Source organism: Pseudonocardia sp. TRM90224, from assembly GCF_021245725.1.
GTDB lineage: Bacteria > Actinomycetota > Actinomycetes > Mycobacteriales > Pseudonocardiaceae > Pseudonocardia.
Map to the genome: position 1 here is coordinate 292,672 of NZ_JAJGSX010000007.1, position 17,568 is coordinate 310,239.

The window sequence follows — 17,568 nt, forward strand, 5'->3', positions numbered from 1 at the left end:
TGCCCGTTCACCTCACCCACCCGGAAGGACCCCCCATGCCCGTCGAGTTCCTCGGCATCGGCGCGACCAACAACGGCACCGAGACCGAGCAGCGCACCGGTCCGGCGTTCGACAAGGAGTTCACGATCGCGCTGGCCCGCGCGCACGAGGAGACCGGCTGGGACCGCGTGCTCACCGCGTACGGCTCCGGCTCCCCCGACCCCGCGCAGGCCGCGGCCCTGATCGCGCTGCGGACCGAGCGGCTGCAGCTGCTGCTCGCGCACCGCCCGAACGTCTCGCACCCGACGTTCGCCGCGAAGACGGTCGCCACGCTCGACCAGATCAGCGACGGCCGCCTCACCATCCACGTGATCACCGGCGGGAACGACCACGAGCAGCAGCGTGAGGGCGACACGCTGCCGAAGGACCGCCGCTACGACCGCACCCGCGAGGCCATCCAGATCTTCAAGAAGGCGTGGACGTCGCGCGAGCCGTTCGACTTCCACGGCGAGCACTACACGTTCACCGACTTCGTGCTGGACGTGGAACCCGCGCAGAAGCCGCGGCCGCGGATCTCGTTCGGCGGCTCGTCGCCCGCCGCGTACAAGGTGGGGGCGGAGGAGGCCGACATCTACGCGCTGTGGGGCGAGCCGCTCGCCGGCACCGCCGAGCAGATCGCGACGATCACGCAGCTCGCCGCTGCGGTCGGCCGGCCGGCGCCGACGTTCCAGGTGGCGTTCCGCCCGATCCTCGGCCGCACCGAGGAGGAGGCCTGGGAGAAGGCCTACGCGACCGTCGCGCGCATCCAGGACCGGACGAAGGGTGGCACCGTCGGCCTCACGCGCCGGCACAAGCTGACCGACCCGGAGAATGCCGGATCGCAGCGGTTGCTGGAGGTCGCGGCGCAGGGTGAGCGCTTCGACAGGGCGCTGTGGACGGTCACGGCGAAGGCCACCGGCGGGGCCGGCAACTCGACGGCGCTCGTCGGCACCCCCGAGACCGTCGCGGCGGCGCTCATGGACTACTACGACCTCGGCGTGCGGATCCTGTCGGCCCGCGGCTACGACCTGATCGAGGACGCCAAGGAGTTCGGCCGCGAGGTCATCCCGCTCGTCCGGGCCGAGGTCGCGCGGCGCGACGCGGCCGAAGTGACAGCCACCGCGTCAGCCTGACCCCGAACTTCCCCACCGTTTTGGGTGGATGCGCGCCGAAATCGCGCGCAAGTGCACAAAACGGTGGGGAAGTTCTAGGGCTGGTGGCGTTCAGAGGGCGTCGATGAGCGCGGCCAGGCACGCGATGGTCGGCTCGAACGTCAGCTGGTGGACGTCGCGGCGCAGCTCGATCATGATCGAGTGCACCCGCCGGTCGACGCGGTGGTGCGCGAGCGGCACGTAGCACCCCGAGAAGGGCGTGTTCAGCGCGACGTCGCCGAGCGGGGCGAAGGCCTGCCGGGCGGCATCGACCAGCCACGGCGGCGTGTGCGCCGCGTCGGTGCCGAGGCAGACGGCCGGCCGGGGACCGTAGGCGTGCAGCTCGTACGGGAGCGGCTCGGCCGGGTAGGAGTGGACGTCGACCAGCACCGCGCGCCCTGTCGCGCGCAGCCGGTCGTCGACGGCGGTGCGCACCGCGTCCGCCCACGGCTCGTAGAAGGTGGCGAGCAGGTCGTCGCGGTGCTCGTGGTCGTCCGCGCGGATCCGCTGGCCGCGCGTGCCGTGGGTGTAGACCGCCGCCATGCCGACGGCCGCCATCTCCTCGCGCTCGTCGGGGAACCGCTCGGGATCGACGACGAACCGGGACGCCTCGTTGACCAGCACGAACGGGCGGAGCTGGGCTTGCTCGGCGGCGCGGAGGGCGATCGCGTCGGTGTGGTGGTCGGTGAGCGCCGCGAGCTCCGCCGCGAGCCCGGCGTCGTCGACGAGCAGCCGGTCGCGAACCCAGCCCGGGATGTCCGTGCCGGCGTGCGGCACGTGGAGCAGCACGGGGCTGGCGTCGTCGCCGGAGAGGCGCCGCACATGGGTGTGTCCTCGCACAGAGGTGATCCTGTGCGAGGACGCGCCCAGTAGGAAGGTCAGCGCCGCAGCTGGTGCTTGGGGTCGTCGACCTCGACCTGCTCCTTGCGCACCTTCTCCGAGACCGTGTGGTCCTCGGTCACCTTCTCGGTGCCGAGCCGGACCCGCTCGACGGCCTCGACGCGCTTGTCCACGACGGGGCGCTCGGCGTGCAGCGTGACCTCCTGCACGTCCTCCCCGATCCGCGGACCGCGTGCGGCGCGGTCGCCGTCGCGCACCGGCTCGCGCTCGACCCGCACCTCCTCGTGGCTGACGGGCACGTTCACCTTCTGCTGCTCGGTGACGACGTACTTGCGCAGCCGGACGGTGCCCGTCTCGTGCGACTCGGTGCCGACGCTCAGCCGCTCCTCGGAACGGGTCATGCCGCCGTCGCGGTGCATGTCCCGACCAGAGTCACGGCCGCCTCCGTTCAACCAGCGCGCGTAGTGCCGGGTGAGCCTGCGCTCCTCCTCCACGCTGATGTGGTCGGCGGAGTCGTCCACCTTCGGCGCGTCCTTGACCTCGTCCTTGGAGACGGCGAGCGTCAGATCGCGGTCGTGCATGTCCGCGCGTTCCAGCGGGACGAAGCTCTCCGTCAGCCCGAACAGGCCCGTGTTCACCGAGGCCCACTTGGGCGAGCCGTCCTGGCCGTCGACGAAGATCTGACCGACCTTGCCGATCTTCTGGCCGTCGCGGTCGTACGCCTGCTGGCCGACGATCTGCGGAATCATGTCCTGCGTGATCATTCGAGATTCGCCCTTCTGCTCGTAGCGATGAGGGAACACCAGAAGGGTTGTCGGCACGGCCGGCATCGACACAGGAGCGATCGGATCGAGTGATCTTGGTGCCCATCGGCACCAACGTCGTGATCGTGTGTCACCGCCGCCGCGGGTCACGTCCGTCGATCGTGGACACGTCCGGGGGTCCCGCCGAGCACATTGTGATCAACGGAAGACGGCCTGCGTCTGCGTCACGCGTGCGCAGAGCCGGCCGTCGCCGTCGCGCAGCACCGTGTCGACGACGATCACCGTGCGCCCGACGTTCAACGGTGTCGCGACCGCTTCGACGTGGCCGGACCGGACCGGACGCAGGAAGTTCGTCGCCGACGTGACCGTGGCCGTCCCGGTCGCGCCCTCCGGGAGGTTCAGGAACGCGCAGAGCCCGCCGGCGGAGTCGGCCAGCGCCATCAGCGCGCCGCCGTGCATCAGGCCGGCCGTCGTGCAGCGCGTCTCGTCCCAGTCGAGCCGCAGCCGCACCTGCTCGGGCGTCGAGGCCACCGCGGTCGCGCCGAGGAGGCGGGTGAACGGCATCGCGGAGTGCAGCTGCGCCGTCGGGTCGTCGGTCATGCCGCACAGGCTGCCGCGCGCGAGGGATGCCCGTCCATTACCTCCGACGTCATCGAGCGGCCGCGGCGCTGCCAGTAGCGTCGCCGTCATGACGACAGCCACGCTCCCTTCGAGCTTCGGGATGATGCTGCGCGACTGGCGCCAGCGCCGCAGGCTCACGCAGCTCGACCTCGGGCTGCAGGCCGACGTCTCCGCGCGGCACCTCAGCTTCCTCGAGACCGGGCGGTCGAAGCCGAGCCGGGACATGGTGCTGCACCTCTCCGAGGAGCTGGACGTGCCGCTTCGTGGACGCAACGAGCTGATGGTCGCGGCCGGGTACGCGCCGGCGTACACCGAGCTGGGGTTCGACGCCGAGGAGCTGGCCGAGGTGCGCAGCTCGCTCGGGCGGATCCTGGACGGCCACGACCCCTACCCGGCCGTGCTGGTCGACGGCTCGTGGAACCTCCTTGCGGGCAACCGCGCCGTGGCACTGCTCACCGACCTCGTCGACCCGGCACTGCTCGCGCCGCCGATCAACGTGATGCGGGTGAGCCTGCACCCGCGCGGGCTCGCCCCCCACGTCGTCGACCTGCCGGAGTACGCGGCACACCTGGTGTCGCGGCTTCGCCGGCAGGCCGAACGGGCCGCGACGACGGGGCTGCGTGCGCTGCTCGGGGAGCTCGTCGGTTATTGCCGCGACGCCGGGCTCGATCCGACCGCGCAGCCGCACGACCGGATCGTCCTGCCGCTGCGGCTGCGCCACCCCGACCAGGAGCTGACGATGTTCAGCACGGTCGCGGTGCTGGGCGCGCCGCTGGACGTCACGCTGGAGGAGGTGGCGATCGAGAGCTTCTTCCCCGGCGACGACGCCACCGCCGCGTACCTGCGCAAACGGTTCGACTGATCATCTGCGAGCTCGACCGCTGAAGAAGGTGTCGCCGACGGATCGCGATGCGGCACTCGCGAGGACGTGGATGGCACATGGCCATTTCGGCGCCGTCCTGACCTGCGAACGGCACGCTCTGCAGCGGCGGCGGCCATCGTCGACGTGAACGGCCAACAGGGCGACGACCAGGTCGGGCATCCCGGCAAGGGCCCTTGCTGCAGGCCAGTCGGTCGGTTCGTCGTCCACGGGTGAAGTCTCGGACGATCGGCGCCTACGCCCCACCCCGCCGCGGATTGATACTGGACGCACGATTCCCCGTTCAACGGGGAGGCCGCGTACGATTCGACCCATGCCGTCTCGCGGAGCTGGGCGGAGGAGACAGGTCGAGTTAGCAGCCGCCATGCGTGCGCGGGGTAAGCCATGGCGGCTGATCGCCGATGCGCTGCGAGAGCAGTTCGGGTTGAACGCGCGTGCGGCGATCCGGTTGGCGCACGGCTGGAGCCAGTCGGAGGTGGCACAACGCTGGACAGCTGAATGGCCCGACGATCCGAAGACATTCAAGAACATCTCCTACTGGGAGACATGGCCCAGCACGACCGGCTACGCGCCGTCCCTCGCCGTGCTCGAACGACTCGCGTTCCTCTATCGGTGCTCGGTTGCGGATATGCTGGTCGACTGGGGTGACCATCGCGGCCGCGATGTCGAGTCGACGCATCCTGCGCAGGAGCCGATCGCGTGGCAGGTCGAGCACCTGGCGCTGCCGGAGCTGACCAGGTCCATCGAGTGCTGGTCGAGCCAGCTCCCGGAGGCTGAGAGGCATTGGCTGCTCCTCAAGCTCAGCACTGCGACCGCTGCCGCCGCACACCTCTCAGCGAGAGGTGGAGGAAACTCGACGATCACCAGCGGCAGGAACGACCTCGATCGGCTGTGCGGACGCTGGCGGAGCGTCTACCGATTTCGGAGCACGAGTCGCAACGCTGAACTCGAAGGCGTCCATGAGCTGTCGTTCCGCACCGCGCAAGGGCAACTCATCGGGCACAGCCAGCCGAATACGTCGGGTTCCATCCTGGAGATGGCGTTGCGGGTCGACGGGCTCGCTGTCACCGGATCGTGGGAGGAGCGCACTTCACCAACAGGCCACTACCGGGCGGCGACGTATCGAGGAAGTGTCGAGTTCGTGCTCGACCCAACGGGTCGCTCCATGACAGGCCAATGGCTTGGGCTCGGCAAGCACTTCGTCGTCAACTCCGGACCGTGGGAGCTGAGCTGGATCGGCGATGCCGATCCGGATACGGCGCACCCGTGATGACCGCGACGACGGTCGTCCCCCGTCGGATCTCGTCGTCGGCGATGCACGCGAAGATCCCGAAGAGCATCTTCGCCACGTAGACCATTTCGAGCTCGATGCCGTGGCGCTCGGCGAAGTCATCGGCGAAGGCAACGAGCTCGGGCGTTCGCTTGGCGAAGCCGCCGAAGTGAAACCGATGGTCGATATCCCAGTTCTGCAGAACGCTTCCGACAGCGGCTGCCTGCAGCGCGCCGACATCGGCACCGAGCGACGTGACACCTCGAAGAACCGAGAATCCGCGTGCTCGTTGGCCGCTCCCGAGCCCGGCTGCCAGCCCGGCAAGGGTTCCTCCGGTGCCGACGGGGCAACAGATGAGGTCAAATGGCTGGTCGATCTCGGATACGAGCGCGGCACAACCCGGGATGGCGAACGGTGTCGATCCACCCTCCGGAACGACGTAGACCGATCCGAACCGTTCGCGTAGATCAGTCAGGAACGCCGGGTCGTGCTTCTGCCGATATTCGGTGCGAGACACGTAGTGCAGCTGCATCCCGAGCTCGATCGCCCTGTCGAGCGACGCGTTGGTCGGACGCTCCTCGCCACGAACCACTCCGATGGTCCGGAAGCCGAACTCACGTCCAGCCGCCGCCACCGCTCGGATGTGGTTGGAGTACGCACCCCCGAAGGTCAAGAGAGTCGATGCCCCGGACCGCTGCGCATCCGTGATCAGGTGGGCCAGCTTCCGCCACTTGTTGCCGCTGAGATCGGTGCCGATCAGATCGTCACGTTTGACGAGTAGCCGCACCCCGCGCAGCCGCTCGTCGCGCACCTCCTGAAGCGGCGACGGCAGCCTGAGATCCACGCCCGACACGGACACCGCGCCAGAGTAAGCCGGTGAAGGCTGCGTCGGCGCCGTCGCGAGCGTCACCGGCCGAGCCGGTGGGCGTGTGCCGGTTCGTCCAGTGAGGATCGTGTGCGGGGTTGGTGAAGACCCGCCCGATCGGCGCCCGCGCGGCACATCATGCCGGTGTGACGTGGCAACAGGAGTTCGAAGCGGCGGCGGCCGCGCGACCGGCTGACCCCGACTGGACCCGCGGGGCGCACCTGCAGTCCGCGCTCGCGGCGAGCCTGCAGCGGTTCCAGGTCGGCGAGGCCGGCGACGGCGCGAACCTGATCGGCAAGGCCGACCGGGCAGGCGACCCCGGCTACGCCGCCGCCGTCCGGCTGTTCGTCGCGGAGGAGCAGAACCACGCCCGGATGCTCGGGCTGCTGCTGGACGCCGGGGGTGTGCCGCTGATCGGGTCGCACTGGTCCGACGCGGTTTTCGTCGCTCTGCGCAGGTCGTTGGGGCTGCGGACGGAGCTGATGGTCCTGATGGTCGCGGAGGTCATCGCGCTGCGCTACTACCGGGCACTGCGCGACGGGGCGCCCGACCCGCTCGTGCGCGAGGTCAGCGGGCGGATCCTCGCCGACGAGGAGCGGCACGTGCCCTTCCACGTCGACCGGTTGCGAGCCGGGTTCGCGACGCTGCCGGTGCCGGCGCGGGTGGTCGTCGTCGCTGGGTGGTGGGTGCTGTTCTGCGGGGCTGCCGTCGTCGTCGCGTGGGACCACGGGCCGGCGCTCGTCGCGACCGGGGTGCGGCGGCGCGGGTTCCTCCGCGACGTCGTGGGGTTGGTGCGGAGGGTGGTCGCGGACGTGTTCGCCGTGCGCGCGCCGGCCGGGGCGCGGTGAGCGCGCCCGCCATGGACGAGGTGCCGCAGGCGCGAGCGGTGGTGGCCAGCCGGGATGTGTGTGTTCCGCACGCAAGGGCAGGAAAGCCACTTTCCGGCCCCCACAGGGCAGGAAAGTGGCTTTCCTGCCCTCCCCGACCCCTGGGTGAGCTGCCCCGGCCGCCCGGAAACGAACGAACGGCACTCTCGTCCAATAGGTATGGACGAAAGTGCCGTTCGTTCACCGACCCAACCGCGGCCGTACACCCGAGCCGAGCGCCGAGGCGCTAGCCGGCCAGCCTGGCCGGGTCCAGGTGGCCGATCGGGAGGTCCGTGCCGCCCGTGCTCGCCAGCTGCGCTGCGATCTCGCCGAACACGGTCGACATCTTGAACCCGTGCCCGGAGAACGCGCCGCACAGCCAGACGTTGCCGGTGCCGGGGAGCCGGCCGAGCAGGCCGTGCCCGTCGCTGGTGAAGGCCTCGGGGTGGGTGGACACCCGCAGCGGCGTCGGGACGAGGCCCGGCAGCCACTCGGCAACCGCGGCGTCGACCCGTTCGGTCACCGATGGTGGCACGTTCCGGTCGAACGTGTCGGCGTCGTGCAGCTGCCGGACACCGCCCTCCGGCGACACCTTCACCAGGCCGCCGTCGAGCGTCGGGAACCCGTAGATCGAGCGGCCGCCGCCGATGTCCCTGATGAAGATCGGGAACCGGTCGGCGGTGTACGCGCCGGCGTCCAGGGCGAAGTACCAGGCCAGCAGCAGCTGCTCGACGCGGACGTGCCCGGCGAGCTGCGGCGCGAACCTCGCCGTCCACGGGCCCGGCGCGACGATCACCTGCTCGACCGTGTACGCCCGGCCCCCGGCGTGCACGGTGACCAGGCCGTCTCCGGGGTCGACCGCGTCGACCCGGCACGACGGGACGACCGTCGCCCCACGCGCCTGCGCGCACCGCACGGCAGCGAGGACCGCGAACTCCGGCCGGAGGAACCCGGCCCACTCGTCCAGGAAGCCGATCTCACCAGGCCCGACGCGGTGCTGCGGGAACCGGGCGGCCATCGCGGAGTCGTCGAGCACCTCGTGCGGCAGGTCGTACTGCTCGGCGCTGGCCGTGATGTTCGCGAGCATGTCCGAGCCGGGCGCGCCGATCATCAGCCCGCCGGTCAGCGTGAGCAGCCGCGCTCCCGACTCCTCCTCCAACTCCCGCCACAGCTGCCTGGCACGCAGCAGCAGCGGGACGTACTGCGTGCCTTCGAGGTACGCAGTGCGGAAGATGCGCGACTCGCCGCCGGCGGCGGCACGGTCGTGGCCGGGGGTGAACTGCTCGAACCCGATCGCGCGCACGCCGCGCTTCGCGAGCTGCCACAGCGCCATCGAACCGGTGCTGCCCAGACCGATCACAGCGACCTGCGCGTCCATACCGCTCCGTCCCCGCACTTCGACGACCTGATCAGCTCGATCATGCCTTCCCCGGACGACCCGCGGGATAACGTGCCGTCATGACCGACGAGCTGGTGCACCTCGACGTCACCGACGGCATCGCGACGATCACGCTGGACTCCCCCGCCAACCGCAACGCGCTCTCCGCCCAGCTGCGCCGCGAGCTCCGCGACCACCTGGAGGCCGCGATCGGCGACCCGGGCGCGCGAGTGATCGTCCTGACCCACACCGGCACGGTGTTCTGCGCCGGGATGGACCTCAAGGAGTCCCGCGGGGCCGACGCGCAGGCGCAGGGCGTCAAGGAGTTCCCGAGCGTGCTCGAGCGGCTTTGGTCGTCGCCGAAGCCGGTCGTCGCCAAGCTCGCGGGCCCGGCTCGGGCGGGCGGGGTCGGCATGGTCGCCGCGTGCGACATCGCCGTCGCCGATGCGGGGGCGACGTTCGCGTTCAGCGAGGTCCGCATCGGTGTCGTGCCGGCGATCATCTCCGTGACGGTGCTGCCGCGACTGCTCCCGCGTGCCGCGCACGAGCTGTTCCTCACCGGCGAGACGTTCGACGCCGACCGCGCCGTCCAGATCGGGCTGATCAACAGCGCGGTGCCGGGGTTCGACCTCGACACCGAGGTCGGCCGCTACGTCGAGATGCTGCGCCTCGGCGCACCCGGCGCGCTCGCTGCGACGAAGGAGATGCTGCGCGCGCCGCGCCCCGACGCGATGGAGGAGCAGTTCGCCGAGATGAACGTGCTCTCCGCCCGTTTCTTCGCCGGCGAGGAGGGCCAGGAAGGCATGCGGGCGTTCGCGGAGAAGCGGAAGCCGAGCTGGGCGCAATAACAGCGGCTAGCCGGACCGCACCATCGCCGCGCGCGACCGGGTATTGGTGATCGTCACCGTCGCGACGTCGGAGCGGTAGCGGTCGTCCGACCACTCCAGCGGCACCCCGGTCGAGCTGGCGGTCAGTCGCCGCTCCCGCAGCAGCGGGGCCCCTTCCGGCACGTCGAGCAGCCGCGCGTCCTCGGTGTCGGCCGCGATGGCGTCGAGCGTGTGCCGGGCCGCATGCAGGTCGGCGCCGCGCTCGATGAGGTAGGCGTAGATCGAACCGGCGTCGAGGTCGACGTCTAGCAGCGCCCTCCCGATCGAGGGAACGAACGTCGTGCGCTCCAGCATCGCCGGCACACCGTCGAGCAGCCTCAGCCGGACGAGCTGGACGGCCGGCGTGTCGGCGTCGAGGTGCAGGGCGGCGGCGACGGCGGGGTCGGGGCGGCGCACCGCGATCTCCTGCGTGCGCTGGCCGGGTGCACGCCCGATGAGCTGCGCCCATCGGGAGAACGACAGGAACGTCTCGAACGGCTGCGACGCCACGGAGTCCAGTACAACCGCGCGCCGGCCCTGACCACCGCCGATCAGGCCCTCGTCACGCAGCGTCGCGAGCGCCTGCCGCACCGGCCCGCGGGAGGAGCCGAACTCGCGGCAGAGCTCCGACTCCGAAGGCATCGGGTCGCCGACCGCAAGCCGTCCCGAGCGGATGCGCCCTCGCAGCTCGGCAGCGAGCGCGGTGTGCAGAGGAGTCTCCACGGGCTGACCATACAAGTTCGAGCGATCCGGTTCACGAGGACATGGCAGCGCAGGTGAATTGCCTATGACTTGTATCTACAAGTTGTTGACGCCGATCTCCGGCGGCTGCAACCCTCCTCCCCGTGAGCACGGATCTGGTTGTCGTCGGAGCCGGCATCGTCGGCCTCGCCCACGCCGTCGACGCCGTCGCCCGCGGTATGAGCGTCACCGTCGTGGAGCGCGACGAGCGCGCAGTCGGCGCCTCGGTCCGCAACTTCGGCCACGGCTGCCTCACCGCGCAGGTCGGCGACGCCTACGCGTTCGGCGGCCGAGCCCGCGGTACCTGGCTGCGGCTCGCCCGCGAAGCCGGCTTCTGGGCTGCCGAGTCCGGGACACTCGCGGTGGCGCGCTCCGCCGAGGAGATGGCCTGCATCAACGAGCTCGGCGAGCTTCGCGGCGCCGACGAGGTGGTGGCGCTGAGCGCAGCGGAGGTGGCCGAGCGGGTTCCGGTCGCCACCGCCGGACTGCACGGGGGCGCGTTCCTGCCCCGGGACATCCGGCTCGACCCGCGCGCCGCCGCGCCGGCGATCGCGGCGTGGCTCGCGGACCAGCCTGGCGTTCGCATGCTGTGGTCCACGACCGTCACCGGCGTCGAGAGCGGCGGCGTGCGCACCCCACGTGGCGACATCGCAGGGCGCAACGTGGTGGTCTGCGCCGGCCACGACCTCGACCGGCTGCTGCCGGCCACGGCCGAAGAGGCCGGCATGCGGCGTTGCGGCCTGCAGATGATGCAGGTCAGGGCCCCCGGAGGGATCACCGTGCCGCCAGCCGTGCTGACGGGCTCGTCGCTGCTGCGCTACCCGGCGTTCAGCGCGACCGCAGGCGCCGCCGCGCTGCGCAAGAGGTGGGCGGAGGAACGCCCCGAGATGCTCGACGCCGGGATCAACCACATGCTCACCCAGCGTCCCGACGGCGACCTCGTCGTAGGCGACACCCACACCTACGCCAGGACTCTCGACCCGCTGCGCAGCGAGTCGCTCGACGAGCTGCTGCTCGCCGAGACCGCCGCGCTGCTCGGCGTCGACGAACTGCGGGTCGTGCACCGCTGGCAGGGCGTCTACGCCAGCGCCCCCGACGCCGAGTTCCTGCGAACGACGGTCGCGCCGGGCGTGACCGCGGTCGCGGTCACCGCCGGCATCGGCATGACCACCGCGTTCGGGTTGGCCCCCGACGTGCTCGACACCCTCTGACCAGCCGGGAGCCCCGTCATGACGATCCAGCTCGTCGCGCTCGACATCGCAGGTACCACGGTCGACGAGGGCGGCGCGGTGTACCGGCTGCTCGCCGAGGTCGTGCGCGACCACGAGCCCTCCGACGCCGACATCCGGCACTGGATGGGCGCCGACAAGCGCGAGGCCATCGCCGCACTGCTCGACGCCCCCGCCGCCACGGTCGAAGCCGTGCACACCGAGTTCGTCGAGCGGCTGGTCGCCGCATACGCCGCACAGCCGCCGCGTCCGCTGCCCGGCGTTCCGGCGGCGTTGGCCACGCTGCGCGCCGCCGGGGTGCTCGTCGCGCTCACCACCGGCTTCCGCCGTCCCGTCACCGAACCGCTGCTGGCGGCGGTGGGCTGGACGGTCGGGGAGCACCTCGACGCCGTCGTGTGCGCCAACGAGGTGGCCGCGGGCCGCCCGGCGCCGGACATGATCCGGGAGGCGATGCGGCGCACCGGCGTCGACGATGCCGCAGCGGTCCTCGCCGCGGGCGACACCGTCCTCGACATCCGGGCCGGCCTCGCCGCAGGCGTCGGCATGGTCGTCGGCGTGCTGACCGGCGCCCAGACCGGCCCGGAGCTGGACGGGGCCGGCGCAACGCACGTCATCGCCGGCGTGGCGGAGCTCCCCGCGCTGCTCGGCCTGCCGAGCTCAACGCGCGGGTGAGTGGGCGCCCGGGAGGGCAGGAAAGCCACTTTCCTGCCCTGTGAGGGCCGGAAAGTGGCTTTCCTGCCCTCCCCCCGCACCGCACCCGCGTTCCGTCACCGCTTCCACGCTGGGTCGCGGCCCGCAGCGGCGAGCGCCTTCTCGAACGTGCTGGCGCCATCGGGCACGTCCACCTCGGCCGCCATCCAGCCGCCGTCGCGGCCCATAGGCGCGATCGCTGCGACGCCGCCGGCCACCTCGTCGGCCAGGTCCGGGGCAATGTCGAGGGTCTGGCCGGTGGCTGCCGCGACGTCCCAGCCGTGCACGGCGAACTCGGTGGTCATCATCGAACCCACGGCGGCCGCGGGCATCGCGCCGCCGCCGAAGGTGGTCTCACCCTCCCAGACCGACGGGTCGGCCCACGCCTTCGCGGTGGCCGCGCCCTGCTCGGCGACCAGGTCCGCCCACCGCTCCCGCGGCACGTCCACCAGGTACGGCGCGATGTCGGCCGCCTTCCACTCCGGCTCCCACTCCTGGCGCGCCGCCGCCCGCTGCGCGAGCAGCATGCCGAACCCGATGTGGCTGACGACCTCGCCGACGGTGAACTCGGTGCACGGGCTCGGGTCGTCGTAGCGGGCGGGATCGGCCCCGCGGATCGCCGCGACGGCCACGTCGATGCTGGCGCTGAAACTCTCTGCGTGATCCATGTCCCCAGTCTTCCGCCGGGCCGGCGCGGCGTATTGGACGAACGCGACACCATCACCGCGGTTAGCCTGGAGGGGTGGATGTGCTGGCCGGGCCGCTGGAGCGGGCGATCGAGGTGCTGGCCGGGCTGCGGCTCACGGTGCTGACCGGCGCCGGGCTCTCCACCGATTCCGGCATCCCCGACTACCGCGGGCCCGGCTCGCCGCGCCGCACACCCATGACCTACCAGGAGTTCCGCTCCGGCCCGGTCGCGCAGCGGCGGTACTGGGCGCGCAGCTACGTCGGGTGGGCCCGGATGGCGCACGCCCGACCGAACGCCGGTCACGACGCCCTGGCCAGGCTGGAGCGCGCGGGTGTCGTGCACGGGCTGATCACGCAGAACGTCGACGGCCTGCACACCGCCGCGGGCAGCGGCACTGTGATCGACCTGCACGGCCGCATCGACACCGTCGTCTGCCTCGAGTGCCTGCAGCGCAGCCCGCGCGTGGAGCTGCAACGCCGGTTCGAGGCGCTCAACCCCGGTTTCCTGGAGGCAGCCGGCGCGGAGATCGAGTCGGCACCCGACGGCGACGCCGTGCTGGAGCGGGTCGACGGCTTCCGGCTGGTCCCGTGCCTGGAGTGCGACGGCGTGCTCAAGCCCGACGTCGTCTTCTTCGGCGAGAACGTGCCCCGCGAGCGGGTCGCCGCCGCCTACACGATGGTCGACGACGCGGAAGGGCTGCTCGTCGCCGGCTCGTCGCTGACCGTAATGTCGGGGCTGCGGTTCGTGCGCCATGCCGCGAAGGCCGGCACCCCGGTCGTGATCCTCAACAGGGGCGCGACCAGGGGCGACGAGTTCGCCACCGTGCTCGTCGACGCGGGCTGCTCCGAGGCGCTCACCGTGCTGGCCGCGCCCTACGAGCGCCCTGAACAGCTGGGACCTACTGCGCGTCGCCCAGGCGGCGCCCCCGCGGCGTTGCGCGAATACGTCGATACAACAGCGGTATCGCCGCATCCGCGCGCCTTGCGAGGACACCACCTGGACGCCGCTCGCTACGGCCCCAGCTGTTCAGGACCCTCCTAGTGTTCCCCGTGCTGGAGACGCCCCGCCTCATGCTGCGCGAGATCGTGCCCGCCGACGCGCACTCGCTTTTCGCCTTCCGCAGCGACGTCGAGGAGCAGAAGCACAACGACCCGCCGCACAAGGCCGTCTCCGAGTCGTACGAGCTGATCGCGCGGCTGGCCGCGGAGTACCGCGAGACGGGCGCCGTCCGGTGGGGCCTGACGATCAAGGGGTACGACGACGTCGTCGGCCTGCTCGGCTTCAACTTCTGGGCGCGGGAGCACCACCGGGCCGGGATCGGTTACGACCTCAGCCGGCACCTGTGGGGTCAGGGCCTGATGTTCGAGGCGATGACCGCGGCGCTGGAGCACGGGTTCACGACGATGGGCCTCAACCGCGTCGAGGCGCACACGAACAGCGACAACCTCGCGTCGCGGCGCATGCTGCAGCGGCTGGGCTTCTGGCAGGAGGGCACGTTCCACGACCACTTCTTCGAGGACGGCGCCTACCACGACGTCGCGCTCTACGTCATGCTGCGCCGCGACCGGCCCGAGCCTAGGGTGCCGTAGCGGCCAGGACGGCGAGCCAGCGGGCGCTCGTGTCGCCGTCGAACGGCGGCACGCCGGCCAGCATCGCCTTGTGCACCTCGTCGCACGTGCGCAGCGCCTCCTCGATGAGCGGCGCCGGGTAGGAGAGCAGCTCCTGGCGCTCGACGAACTCGTCCTCGTCGTCCACCCAGATCCGCCCGGCCCGGTCCTTGATCACGTCAAGATCGAGGTCGACGCACGCCGCGGTGCCGTCGTGCCACACCGGTGTCGTGCAGATGTCCACGTAGGTCGAGAACGGCGCCGAGGACACGTCCTCGTAGAACGCGGCGGCGAACCCGGCGGGCGGCAGCAGCGCGACGTAGTCGTACGACGAGGTGAACGCCGCGCCCGGCCGGCTGACCGGGGTGCCGTTGCGGGCACCGACCCAGATGCCGTGCTCGTCGGCACCAAGGCGGACCCCGTCGTACTCCCAGTGCCGTGCACCGTCCCATTTGGAGAACACGATCCGAACGGCCGTCACGTCTTACCAACCTACGGGGCCGGCGGCGCCAGCAGAACCCGCAACGGTCGCGGTCCCGACTTCGACTCCGCCGCGGCGTCGGTGAGGATCTCCAGCACCGCGCGGTGCGTCGCGGGGTCGGCGGCCAGCAGCGCGGCGTCGTCCTCCCAGACCAGCACGACCTCGCCCGCCGGGAGCCAGGAGAGGTCGCGCACGCACTCCTCCAGCGCGTCGAGGTTGCGCCCGTAGTAACCGGGGAACTGCAACGCAGCGCCAACCTTTGTGAACAGCGAGCGCCGATCCGCCACTGCGGGCAGCACACCGACCGTCGCGCCGCCCCGGCGCGCAGCCGCGGCGACCTCGGCGGCGGGTCGCTCGACCCGCTCGACCCCGGCCCTCATCGCGTCGCCGTGACGTCGACGACGACGAAGCTCTCGTAGTGGTCGGCGGTGTAGTACACCTCGCGGTCCTTCCCCGTGACGAGCCGGCGCGCGCCACGATCCGACTCCCCGGGAGTGGGCACGGTGTACTCGCGGTAGAAACCGTCCGGTTTCCGCGGCAGCAGCCGCTCGCGGTTGCGGAAGGTGATCCCGTCGCGGTCGTAGCGGAACGGGCCGCCCGCCACGATCTGCTTCCACACCTGCGCGGCCTCCGGCGGCAACGCGCAGAGCGGCTGAACTGGAAGCCCCGACTCGGCGGCTCCCGGCACATCGGGGGCGACGGGACCGCATCCGGCCGGCGCTTGGGCCGTCCCTTGGACCGCCGTCCGGGCCGCCGCCGGGTCCGCACCGGCAGGCACCGGACCGGCGGGCCGGACGAGGAACGCGACGCCGATCACCGCGACGACGAGCACGAGACCCGCCAGCAGCGACCACGTGCGCCGGGTCATTCGCGCCGGGCCGGGAACTTGGCCGAAACGACGTCGAGGAGGCGGTCGACACCAGCGGAAACGCCCCAGCAGAGCGGGATCAGCACCACCGTCGCCAGCAACACCTGGAAGGGGAACGGGAGCTGCGTGAGCCACAGCTCGACCGCGTCCCACCAGTCCGCGATCGCCCGTACCACGCCTCACAGCGTAGACCCGGGCGTTCTTCGTTAGGTTCGGGCACATGTTCGCCGTCTATGCAGCCGAGCCCAACGCCGATGCTCCGCTCGAGTCGCTCCGGGTCGGTGAGCGCCCCGAGCCCCAGGTCCCCGACGGTTGGGTGCCCGTCTCGGTGACGGCCGCCAGCCTCAACATGCACGACCTCTGGACGCTGCGCGGGGTCGGCATCAAACCCGACCAGTTCCCCATGATCCTCGGCTGCGACGGGGCCGGCACCCTCCCCGACGGGTCAGGTGTCGTCCTGCACTCCGTGATCGGCGACCCGTCGTGGCGCGGGGAGGAGACGCTCGACCCGAAGCGCACCCTGCTCACCGAGAAGCACCAGGGCACGTTCGCCGACACCGTGGTCGTGCCCGCTCGCAACGCGGTACCGCTCCCGGACGGCCTCACCGCCGCACAGGCGGCCGTCATGGGAACCGCGTGGCTCACCGCCTACCGGATGCTCTTCGTGAAGTCCGGGCTGCGGCCGGGGCAGACGATGCTCGTGCAGGGCGCCTCGGGTGGGGTCTCCACCGCCCTCGTCCAGCTCGGGAAGGCCGCCGGGATGCGTGTGTGGGTGACCGGGCGCACCGAGGAGAAGCGCGCGCTGGCCGCGAAGCTCGGCGCGCACGCCACCTTCCCCTCGGGAGAGCGCCTGCCCGAGCGCGTCGACGCCGTCTTCGAGACCGTCGGTGACGCCACGTGGGCGCATTCGATGCGGGCGCTCAAGCCCGGCGGGGCGATCATCGTCTCCGGCGCGACGAGCGGCCCGAACCCCGGAGCGGACCTGCAGCGGCTGTTCTTCCTCCAGCTGCGGGTGATCGGCTCCACGATGGGCACCCGCGACGAGCTCGCGGACCTGCTGGCGTTCGTCGCGAACGCCGGGATCGACCCCGAGATCGGGCTCGAACTGCCAATGGAAAGGGCCGAGGAAGGGTTCCGCGCGATGCTCGACGGAGACACCGCAGGCAAGATCGTGTTCACCCGCTGATACCGCTGGGCGCGGTCAAGGGGCCGTTCGTCTCGAATCTCAGCAACCTTAGAGCCTCGATCGGCCCTCTCAGCACGTACAGTCTGTGACCGTGTCTGAGCCAGAGAGTCGAAGGGCGCCGGGATCGGTCTTCATCCCGGCGCCGCGAGTGACAGGTCTGGTCGAGCTGCTCGACCGGTTGGACCGCGCGGTGGCCACCGCGCTGTCCCCGGTCACCTCGGCGGAAGGCGTCAGCCGCGATGGCTGGCGCGTGTTGTTGATGCTCGCTCGTGGAGGTGGGCGGAGCATGGGCGAGATCGCTTCGCACACCGCGCTGCCGGCCCCGACGGCCACCCGGGTCGTCGACAAGCTGGTGGCGTCGCGGTTGGCGTTCCGCCGCACCGACCCGGTGGATCGCCGCCGGGTCCTCGTCCATCTCGCCACCGACGGACGTGCGGTGGTCGAACGGGTCTGCGGGCGCGTGGAACGCCGCGCAGGCGAGGCGATCGGCGCGTCGCACACCCCAGAACGCGCGCAGCTCGCCGAACTGCTCGAGGTGCTCGCTGTGCGCGCCTGAGCG

22 protein-coding genes are annotated in these 17,568 nt (G+C 71.5%); 11 read left to right on the forward strand and 11 right to left on the reverse strand.

All coding sequences use genetic code 11. The annotated features are described in order from the left end of the window. The first annotated feature begins 35 nt into the window (after positions 1 to 35). Positions 36 to 1,151 (forward strand): LLM class flavin-dependent oxidoreductase, encoded by a 1,116-nt coding sequence (locus tag LL648_RS14235; RefSeq protein WP_232662991.1) that lies wholly within the window; start codon positions 36 to 38, stop codon positions 1,149 to 1,151. A gap of 90 nt (positions 1,152 to 1,241) precedes the next feature. Here LL648_RS14235 and LL648_RS14240 read toward each other — a convergent pair whose 3' ends face one another. From LL648_RS14240 to LL648_RS14250, 3 genes are all read right to left on the reverse strand, one after another. Beyond that, positions 1,242 to 1,991: an N-formylglutamate amidohydrolase gene (locus LL648_RS14240; protein WP_232662992.1), complete on the reverse strand. Its 750-nt coding sequence runs from the start codon at positions 1,989 to 1,991 to the stop codon at positions 1,242 to 1,244. A 56-nt stretch (positions 1,992 to 2,047) separates the two neighbouring features. Continuing rightward, positions 2,048 to 2,773, reverse strand: a complete 726-nt coding sequence (locus LL648_RS14245; RefSeq protein ID WP_232662993.1) for a DUF2382 domain-containing protein — start codon at positions 2,771 to 2,773, stop codon at positions 2,048 to 2,050. 198 nt (positions 2,774 to 2,971) lie between these two features. Continuing rightward, complete coding sequence (locus LL648_RS14250; RefSeq protein ID WP_232662994.1) at positions 2,972 to 3,373, reverse strand: PaaI family thioesterase; 402 nt, start codon at positions 3,371 to 3,373, stop codon at positions 2,972 to 2,974. 88 nt (positions 3,374 to 3,461) lie between these two features. Between LL648_RS14250 and LL648_RS14255 the strand changes: the two genes are divergently transcribed. Together LL648_RS14255 and LL648_RS14260 are read left to right on the forward strand one after the other, a co-directional pair. Continuing rightward, positions 3,462 to 4,256 carry a helix-turn-helix domain-containing protein gene (locus LL648_RS14255; protein ID WP_232662995.1) on the forward strand — a complete coding sequence of 265 codons (795 nt, stop codon included), beginning with the start codon at positions 3,462 to 3,464 and terminating at the stop codon, positions 4,254 to 4,256. Between the two features lie 382 nt (positions 4,257 to 4,638). After that, entirely contained in the window at positions 4,639 to 5,544 is a 906-nt protein-coding gene (locus LL648_RS14260; RefSeq protein WP_232662996.1) for a hypothetical protein, read from the forward strand. Here LL648_RS14260 and LL648_RS14265 read toward each other — a convergent pair. Beyond that, complete coding sequence (locus tag LL648_RS14265) at positions 5,480 to 6,403, reverse strand: 1-aminocyclopropane-1-carboxylate deaminase/D-cysteine desulfhydrase (protein ID WP_232662997.1); 924 nt, start codon at positions 6,401 to 6,403, stop codon at positions 5,480 to 5,482. The two genes, LL648_RS14260 and LL648_RS14265, sit on opposite strands and share 65 nt — an antisense overlap. A gap of 152 nt (positions 6,404 to 6,555) precedes the next feature. Between LL648_RS14265 and LL648_RS14270 the strand changes: the two genes are divergently transcribed. Further along, the gene (locus LL648_RS14270; RefSeq protein ID WP_232662998.1) at positions 6,556 to 7,257 is read left to right on the forward strand and encodes a ferritin-like domain-containing protein; all 702 of its coding nucleotides are present in this window, start codon (positions 6,556 to 6,558) and stop codon (positions 7,255 to 7,257) included. Between the two features lie 265 nt (positions 7,258 to 7,522). On the opposite strand, the gene solA is transcribed toward LL648_RS14270, so the two are convergent. After that, positions 7,523 to 8,653, reverse strand: coding sequence for an N-methyl-L-tryptophan oxidase (gene solA / locus LL648_RS14275; protein WP_232662999.1), 1,131 nt, complete (start codon positions 8,651 to 8,653; stop codon positions 7,523 to 7,525). A gap of 80 nt (positions 8,654 to 8,733) precedes the next feature. Here solA and LL648_RS14280 point away from each other — a divergent pair, with 80 nt between their 5' ends. Continuing rightward, on the forward strand, positions 8,734 to 9,501 hold the full coding sequence (locus tag LL648_RS14280; RefSeq protein WP_232663000.1) for an enoyl-CoA hydratase-related protein: 768 nt from the start codon (positions 8,734 to 8,736) through the stop codon (positions 9,499 to 9,501). A 6-nt stretch (positions 9,502 to 9,507) separates the two neighbouring features. On the opposite strand, the gene LL648_RS14285 is transcribed toward LL648_RS14280, so the two are convergent. After that, positions 9,508 to 10,242 carry a GntR family transcriptional regulator gene (locus LL648_RS14285; RefSeq protein ID WP_232663001.1) on the reverse strand — a complete coding sequence of 245 codons (735 nt, stop codon included), beginning with the start codon at positions 10,240 to 10,242 and terminating at the stop codon, positions 9,508 to 9,510. A 122-nt stretch (positions 10,243 to 10,364) separates the two neighbouring features. Between LL648_RS14285 and LL648_RS14290 the strand changes: the two genes are divergently transcribed. Beyond that, positions 10,365 to 11,471: a TIGR03364 family FAD-dependent oxidoreductase gene (locus LL648_RS14290; protein WP_232663002.1), complete on the forward strand. Its 1,107-nt coding sequence runs from the start codon at positions 10,365 to 10,367 to the stop codon at positions 11,469 to 11,471. An 18-nt stretch (positions 11,472 to 11,489) separates the two neighbouring features. Then, a complete protein-coding gene (locus LL648_RS14295; RefSeq protein WP_232663003.1) occupies positions 11,490 to 12,161 on the forward strand; it encodes a phosphonatase-like hydrolase in 672 nt (223 codons plus the stop codon). Positions 12,162 to 12,256: 95 nt separating this feature from the next. Here the strand turns inward: LL648_RS14295 and LL648_RS14300 are convergent, their stop codons facing one another. After that, positions 12,257 to 12,847: a TIGR03086 family metal-binding protein gene (locus LL648_RS14300; protein WP_232663004.1), complete on the reverse strand. Its 591-nt coding sequence runs from the start codon at positions 12,845 to 12,847 to the stop codon at positions 12,257 to 12,259. 74 nt (positions 12,848 to 12,921) lie between these two features. Here LL648_RS14300 and LL648_RS14305 point away from each other — a divergent pair, with 74 nt between their 5' ends. Then, positions 12,922 to 13,908, forward strand: coding sequence for an NAD-dependent protein deacetylase (locus LL648_RS14305; RefSeq protein WP_232663005.1), 987 nt, complete (start codon positions 12,922 to 12,924; stop codon positions 13,906 to 13,908). 8 nt (positions 13,909 to 13,916) lie between these two features. Then, positions 13,917 to 14,456, forward strand: coding sequence for a GNAT family N-acetyltransferase (locus LL648_RS14310; protein WP_232663006.1), 540 nt, complete (start codon positions 13,917 to 13,919; stop codon positions 14,454 to 14,456). Here LL648_RS14310 and LL648_RS14315 read toward each other — a convergent pair. From LL648_RS14315 to LL648_RS14330, 4 genes are read right to left on the reverse strand one after another with little or no spacing between them, the layout of a single operon-like run. Further along, on the reverse strand, positions 14,443 to 14,955 hold the full coding sequence (locus LL648_RS14315; protein ID WP_232663007.1) for a DUF402 domain-containing protein: 513 nt from the start codon (positions 14,953 to 14,955) through the stop codon (positions 14,443 to 14,445). The genes LL648_RS14310 and LL648_RS14315 overlap by 14 nt on opposite strands. An 11-nt stretch (positions 14,956 to 14,966) precedes the next feature. Further along, positions 14,967 to 15,335, reverse strand: a complete 369-nt coding sequence (locus LL648_RS14320) for a barstar family protein (protein ID WP_232663008.1) — start codon at positions 15,333 to 15,335, stop codon at positions 14,967 to 14,969. Then, the gene (locus LL648_RS14325) at positions 15,332 to 15,823 is read right to left on the reverse strand and encodes a ribonuclease domain-containing protein (protein WP_232663009.1); all 492 of its coding nucleotides are present in this window, start codon (positions 15,821 to 15,823) and stop codon (positions 15,332 to 15,334) included. The genes LL648_RS14320 and LL648_RS14325 overlap by 4 nt, the downstream gene beginning before the upstream one ends. Next, positions 15,820 to 15,999: a hypothetical protein gene (locus LL648_RS14330; protein ID WP_232663010.1), complete on the reverse strand. Its 180-nt coding sequence runs from the start codon at positions 15,997 to 15,999 to the stop codon at positions 15,820 to 15,822. Before LL648_RS14330 ends, LL648_RS14325 begins: the two co-directional genes overlap by 4 nt. 44 nt (positions 16,000 to 16,043) lie before the next feature. Here LL648_RS14330 and LL648_RS14335 point away from each other — a divergent pair, with 44 nt between their 5' ends. Continuing rightward, on the forward strand, positions 16,044 to 17,009 hold the full coding sequence (locus LL648_RS14335) for a zinc-binding dehydrogenase (protein WP_232663011.1): 966 nt from the start codon (positions 16,044 to 16,046) through the stop codon (positions 17,007 to 17,009). A gap of 91 nt (positions 17,010 to 17,100) precedes the next feature. Then, on the forward strand, positions 17,101 to 17,565 hold the full coding sequence (locus LL648_RS14340) for a MarR family winged helix-turn-helix transcriptional regulator (RefSeq protein ID WP_232663012.1): 465 nt from the start codon (positions 17,101 to 17,103) through the stop codon (positions 17,563 to 17,565). Positions 17,566 to 17,568: the final 3 nt, after the last annotated feature.

Excerpts from the sequence above, each read along its gene's own strand:
- LL648_RS14235 (WP_232662991.1), top strand. The coding sequence starts at position 36 with ATGCCCGTCGAGTTCCTCGGCATCGGCGCGACCAACAACGGCACCGAG.
- LL648_RS14245 (WP_232662993.1), bottom strand. The coding sequence starts at position 2,773 with ATGATCACGCAGGACATGATTCCGCAGATCGTCGGCCAGCAGGCGTAC.
- LL648_RS14250 (WP_232662994.1), bottom strand. The coding sequence starts at position 3,373 with ATGACCGACGACCCGACGGCGCAGCTGCACTCCGCGATGCCGTTCACC.
- LL648_RS14255 (WP_232662995.1), top strand. The coding sequence starts at position 3,462 with ATGACGACAGCCACGCTCCCTTCGAGCTTCGGGATGATGCTGCGCGAC.
- LL648_RS14260 (WP_232662996.1), top strand. The coding sequence starts at position 4,639 with ATGCGTGCGCGGGGTAAGCCATGGCGGCTGATCGCCGATGCGCTGCGA.
- solA (WP_232662999.1), bottom strand. The coding sequence starts at position 8,653 with ATGGACGCGCAGGTCGCTGTGATCGGTCTGGGCAGCACCGGTTCGATG.
- LL648_RS14280 (WP_232663000.1), top strand. The coding sequence starts at position 8,734 with ATGACCGACGAGCTGGTGCACCTCGACGTCACCGACGGCATCGCGACG.
- LL648_RS14295 (WP_232663003.1), top strand. The coding sequence starts at position 11,490 with ATGACGATCCAGCTCGTCGCGCTCGACATCGCAGGTACCACGGTCGAC.
- LL648_RS14300 (WP_232663004.1), bottom strand. The coding sequence starts at position 12,847 with ATGGATCACGCAGAGAGTTTCAGCGCCAGCATCGACGTGGCCGTCGCG.
- LL648_RS14320 (WP_232663008.1), bottom strand. The coding sequence starts at position 15,335 with ATGAGGGCCGGGGTCGAGCGGGTCGAGCGACCCGCCGCCGAGGTCGCC.
- LL648_RS14325 (WP_232663009.1), bottom strand. The coding sequence starts at position 15,823 with ATGACCCGGCGCACGTGGTCGCTGCTGGCGGGTCTCGTGCTCGTCGTC.
- LL648_RS14335 (WP_232663011.1), top strand. The coding sequence starts at position 16,044 with ATGTTCGCCGTCTATGCAGCCGAGCCCAACGCCGATGCTCCGCTCGAG.